This window comes from Streptomyces sp. NPDC001093 (assembly GCF_040298985.1).
Classification (GTDB): domain Bacteria; phylum Actinomycetota; class Actinomycetes; order Streptomycetales; family Streptomycetaceae; genus Streptomyces.
Genome location: NZ_JBEPBF010000248.1, coordinates 1 through 5,508, shown reverse-complemented (window position 1 = coordinate 5,508; position 5,508 = coordinate 1). Strand labels below are relative to the sequence as shown.

The following is a 5,508-nucleotide window of genomic DNA, read 5'->3' as shown; positions in this document are numbered from 1 at the left end:
CCCCGCCTCGTGGATCGACCCCTGTGGGGCGCCCGCCGGTCGGGGCGAGTACGGCGCCGCGGCGGGCCGCGCGGAGGCGCGGGCGGAGGCCGGTGCCGCGGGGGCCGGGGCGTGCTCGGCCTCCTGGCGCTCGTTGTGCTCGGCGGCGCTCTCCTGCTGGGCGGGGGCGGGGGCCGTGCCTTCTTCGGTCCGCGGACCGCGTGCTGACGTACTGTCAGCCGGTTCGCCGGACTCGGCCTCCGGCTTCGCGGCCGGGGAGGCGTCGTCGGCGGGTTGGGTGTGCTCGGGGTCCGGACCGACCTCCTGCTCGGCCGGCTTCTCGGTCTGGAGGTCGCGCTCGGTGCGGTCCCCGGCCTCGTTCTCGGCGACGGGGCCCGGCTGCGGGGCCGACTGCGGAGTACGGCGACCCGGAGCGGGCGGGGCCGTCGCGGCGGGAGGCTCGGCGGGCTCGTCGTCCTCGCGCTCGCTCTCGCGCGCGGCCTGGACCTGCTCCGCCTTGGTCGGGGGCGGCGCCGGGAAGCCGGGGACCTCGTCGGGGGCCGGGGCGGAACCGTCGTCGGGCAGGTGGATCCGGTCGGCTGTCGGGACGGCCGAGACGTCGAGGTCGGCGGAGGGGACGAAGTCCTCCGGCTTGAGCGCGGTCTCCGCCTCGCCGGTGCCGGCGGACATCTCTGCGCCGTGCGGACCGTCGACGTCGCTGTCGGCGCCCGGCTCCAGGCCCTCGGGCTGCTCCTGCTCGGGATGCTCGCCGTGCTCCTCGTCGTCGTCGAGGACGCCGTGGCGGACCAGCGAGCCGCCACGGTCCTCGGCGGTCTTGTCGACCTCCTCCGGGCGCACGGGACCGGGCTGCGGGGTGGGCAGGTGGTCCGGGTTGTGCGGCTTGCTGCCGGCGGCGGGCTGCTGGGTCGCGGACTTCCGCTCGTGCTCCGGCGAGCCCTCGGCCTTCGCGGCGGCGGGCTTGTCCTTGGGGTCCTTGCTCTGGTCGGTCTTCTGCTGCTGGGCCTGCTGGTCCTGCTGGTCCTTGCGGTTCCTGTCCTGGGCGTCCTTGCCGTCGGTCTGCTGCTGGGCGGCGGTTGCGCCCTGGGCCTGGTCCTGCCCCGGCTGGGCCGCCTGCGCCTGGCCCCCGGTGGCGGCGTCGGGCTGGGCGGATGCGGACTGGCCGGCGGTGGTGCCATCGGGCACCGGAGACTCCGAGGACGCAAAGGTGCCGCCCCCGGTGCCGCTCGAGGACGAAGTCCCGCTCCGCTGCCGGGAGTCCTGCTTTCCGGGCCCACGCTGCCCGGAGGGCTTGCGCTTCTTCAGCTCGTCCTGGTGGTCGCGTTGCTGCCGGTGCTCTTCCTCGTGCCGCTGCTCGTGCTCGGGCCACTGCTGGACCCGGCCCTCCTCCGGCTCCCCGGAGGAACCGTCCGGGCGCCGGCGCTCGCGTCGGCGGCCCTCGGCCGCGTCGTCGCGGTGCTCCTGCTCGGTCTCGCGGTGGTCCCGTTCGCGCACCTCGTCCTGGTCGTGCTCGGCCTCGGTCCGGTCGACCGTGTCCGTGACCGGGACCGGGGCGAGCGGGGTGTCCAGCCCCTCTGGCAGGTGCGAGGTCTGCTCGGCGAGGGCGAGGACGCGCTGGTAGTCGGAGGACGGCAGGCGGAGTTCGAGCTTGGCGAGCACCGCCTGCTCCAACTCGGTTGCGAACCGGACCAGTTGCCTGCGCACACGGCCGGAGGAGTCGGTGGGGTCGCCGCGCAGGGAGCGGAGGATGCCGGCGGTGAGCCGGTCCACCAGAGTCGCGGGGTCGAGGCGTTCGCTGCGCAGCCGGTCGGCGTCGACGCGGGCGTAGCGGAGCCAGCCCGGGGTGGCGGAGGCATCGCGGGTCACCTCGGGCGTTTTCGCGTCCGCGCCGCGCGCGCCCTGTTCGGCCTGCTGCTCGACGGCGTCGGTCGGCAGGCTGACGCCGCCGAAGTCGCGGCCTGCGCGCAGCCGCCCGGGCTGGTCCGGGGCCTGGACGGTGTGCAGCAGCTCGTGGGAGAGCAGGCGGCGGCCGTCCTCGGTGCCGGGGCGGAAGGCGCCCTTGCGGAAGAAGATCTCCTGGCCGACGGTGACCGCGTCGGCGCCGACCAGGTCGGCCAGCGCGGCGGAGTCCTCGTCGGTGTGCACGCGCACGCGGCTGAAGTCGTGGCCGAGCCGTGCCTCCAGCTCCCGGCGGACGCCAGGGTCCAGGGGGTGTCCGGCTCCGCTGATGATCTCCTTGGGCTCGGGCGTACGGGCGGAGCGCTGCGGCTTGCGGGCCTTCTGCTTGGTGCCGCCGCTGCTGCTCTGCCGGCTCTGCGCGGGCGCGTGGGTGCTGCTCAACGGCGCCCCCTGCGGTCGTTCGCGGCACCGGCACCGGACAGGCCGGCGTGGACCGCGCGGGCGAGGGCCTCGCCCAGGCGGCGCGGGTTGCCGGTGGCGGGCAGCTCGGACAGGCCGGAGAGGAGGTCGAGTGCGCGGTCGCCGTCGGCGAGCAGGGCGGCCGGGACACCGCGCTCGCGGACCAGCCGGTCCAGCTCGCCGTGGAACGCCTCGCGGACGCGGTCGGCATCGCGCGCCGTCAAGTCGAAGCCGTCGAAGGCGAGTTCACCGATGTCGATGCGGATCGCCGTCGGCGCGGCGGGGGTGGGCACCTGCGGCCTGCCGGCGGTCGGGTGGTGCCCCTCGCGCGTGATGTGCACGTTGTTCAGATCCACCCGTCCACCTCCGAAGGCGTCAGGGAGCGTTCGAGCTTGAGGTACTCGGTGCGCGCCGCCGCGAGCATGTGCTGCATGCGCACCGGACTGCCCTCCTCGGCGGCGAGGAAGGCGCCGGCCAGCGCGATGTTGCGGATGGAGCCGCCCGCGACGGTGAGCTGGGCGAGCCGCTCGGGGTCCAGGCCCTCCGTGGGTGTCCGGTCCGGGATGACACGGCGCCAGATCTCGGCGCGCTCCGGCACGGACGGGAAGGGGAAGTCGACGACGAAGCGGATCCGCCGCATGAAGGCGTTGTCGAGGGCCTTCTTCATGTTGGTGGTGAGGACGGCCAGCCCGCGGTAGGCCTCCATGCGCATCAGGAGGTAGCTGACCTCGAGGTTGGCGTACCGGTCGTGGCTGTCCTTGACCTCGCTGCGCTTGCCGAAGAGCGAGTCGGCCTCGTCGAAGAGCAGCAGGGCGCCGCCGCGCTCGGCCGCGTCGAAGACCCGGCGGAGGTTCTTCTCCGTCTCGCCGATGTACTTGCTGACCACCTGCGAGAGGTCGATGACGAAGAGGTCCACACCCAGCTCGCCCGCCATCACCTCGGCAGCCAGCGTCTTTCCGGTGCCGGATCCGCCCGCGAAGAGCGCGGTGACGCCGAGTCCGCGGCGCAGCACGCTCTCGAAGCCCCACTCCTGGTGGACGGTGCCCCGGCGCCGTACGTGGGCGACGATCTCGCGGAGGATCGCGCGCTGGCGTTCGGCGACGACCAGATCGTTCCAGCCGGCGCGCGGCTCCACCCGGCGGCCGAGCTCGTCGAGGGCCATGCGGGCCTCCACCAGGCCGGCACGCCACGCCAGTCGGGTCGAGTCGCTGCCGCCTTCGCCGTCGTCCGATGAACGCCGTACCGACGTCGCCGCCGAGCGGATGACGTGTGCGGGCAGCGAGAACTGGGCGACCAGCCCGCGCAGTCCACTCTCCGTGATGTTCGGGAGATCACCCAACGCACCGGCCCAGACGTCGAGTTGCTCCTCGGCGCTGAGCGCCGGAACGGTCACTCGCTCGGCGCGGGCGCGAGCGGTCGCCGGACGCGGGTCGTCGGCGGAGAGCACCAGCGGTACGGCGAGACCGGCGGTCAGGGCGTCCACGGCGGCCGAGGCGTCCCGGGCGGACAGCCCGGACGGCGCCTCGCCCAGCGAGACCGACGTACCGTCGTGCGACTCCACCAGCAGGGCCGCGGGCAGCAGCACCGCCTCCCGCTGCCACAGCCGGGCGAGTTGGTCGCGCTCGCCGGGATCGGTCGGGAGGTCCTCGGCGGAGACGACGTACAGGGTGAGCCCGGACTCCCGGGCCGCGGCGGCGGCGATCTCCCAGCGGGTCTGCCGGTCGCCCCCGACCAGCTCGACGTGCGGCAGGGTGTCCAGCTCGGCCGCGGCCCAACTCGCGGACACCTCACCTGCGGTGCGCAAGTGCGCCGGCGGCAGGGCCTGCGTCGGCGTGGCGATCCGGGTCAGCAGCCCGTGCAGGCGGACGTCCAGATAGTCGACACCGACGAGGAAGTGCAGGATCCGCTCGTCGATCCGGATGCGGGAGGCGGTGAGGGCGACGGTCCCGTCACGGTCGTCGAGTTCGAGCAACCGCCAGCGGCGCAGCGGGCCGACCGGGGCGAGCGCGCTCCAGTGGGCGTCGTCCAGGGCGGCCAGGGCGAGTGAGAAGGTCGGGTACGGCCGCGCCGGGTCGCCACCGGCCGCGGCGCAGCGGCTCGCGGTGGTGGAGTCCAGCTCCGCTGCGGCGGCCAGGACGAGGATGTCGCGCTCGAAGGGGCTCAGGCCGAAGCAGGAGCAGAGGGTGTCCAGGGCGCTGCCGGGCTCCGGTTCCGGGCAGGCGGGCAGCTCGGTCCGGGCGGTGCCGCCGCCCTCGCGCCCGGACGCGTGCGCGTCCAGGCGGGCCAGCACCGCCTCCACCGCTACGGACAGCGCCTTGTGGTGCAGATCGCCGTCGCCCGGCACCTTCGCCGTCTCCCCTCCCATGTCCGTGACTCCGCTCCCGCTCAGCCCATGTCCGGCACGGCGTGCACGGTGCGGGTCTTGACGGGCTTGGGCTCGACCGGTGTCGCACGGCCGTCGATCATCACGGCGATGCCCTGGTAGATGAGGGAGAGGGCGTAGGGGGTGTTGTTCTGGTAGAGCATCCCCCAGAGCTTGGACGTGTCGTCGATGTCCAGCGCGGTGGGTGTGAAGCGCACCCGCTGCGGGGAGTCGGCCAGGTCGGTGCCCTGGAGGTAGGGCTGCTCGGCGGCGGCCTCGATCATCGCCCTGGACAGCACCGGGCTCTCGTGCAGGGTGCGCACCACGCAGCCCAGCAGGCGCTGCGGGACCAGCTCGGCCTCGTCGCCGTAGAAGCTGATCAGGTAGTGCAGGTCGAGGGCGGCCGAGGGCCGGGTGAGCACGGTGCCGTCGGCCGCTCGGGTGGGCGCGTCCGTGTTGCGCAGCGAGGCGTTGGGCGTCACCTGGTACAGGAAGACGGTGATCGTCGGCTCGGCCGGCGGGTCTGTGGGCGGCTTGCGCGCGGCGACGTCGACGGCGAACGGGATGTCGGGCGCCAGCGACTGCGCGATCTGCTGGCGCAGCGCCTCGGTGACCGTGGCCACGGCGAGCGTGTTGCTCATCGCTGGGCCTCCCCGCGGGACAGGTACTTCTCCAGGCTCAGCACGGGCGACGGACGACCGGACCGCTGCGGACGCTCGGACGGGCGCGCGGCCGCGGCAGCGCGTGCGGCGGCGCGGACCTCCAGCCGGCCGATGCTGATGTGCACGGTC

4 protein-coding genes are annotated in these 5,508 nt (G+C 74.5%); all 4 read right to left on the bottom strand.

The genetic code is table 11. The features are described 5' to 3' along the window. Positions 1–2,337 (bottom strand): eCIS core domain-containing protein (locus tag ABT288_RS49215; RefSeq protein WP_351623323.1); only part of this gene is annotated, 2,337 nt, incomplete at its 3' end. Next, positions 2,334–2,711: a hypothetical protein gene (locus ABT288_RS49210; RefSeq protein WP_351623321.1), complete on the bottom strand. Its 378-nt coding sequence runs from the start codon at positions 2,709–2,711 to the stop codon at positions 2,334–2,336. The genes ABT288_RS49210 and ABT288_RS49215, both read right to left, overlap by 4 nt. Next, the gene (locus tag ABT288_RS49205; RefSeq protein WP_351623319.1) at positions 2,702–4,720 is read right to left on the bottom strand and encodes an ATP-binding protein; all 2,019 of its coding nucleotides are present in this window, start codon (positions 4,718–4,720) and stop codon (positions 2,702–2,704) included. The genes ABT288_RS49210 and ABT288_RS49205 overlap by 10 nt, the downstream gene beginning before the upstream one ends. Before the next feature lie 20 nt (positions 4,721–4,740). Further along, on the bottom strand, positions 4,741–5,358 hold the full coding sequence (locus ABT288_RS49200; protein WP_351623317.1) for a Pvc16 family protein: 618 nt from the start codon (positions 5,356–5,358) through the stop codon (positions 4,741–4,743). Between the last annotated feature and the right edge of the window lie 150 nt (positions 5,359–5,508).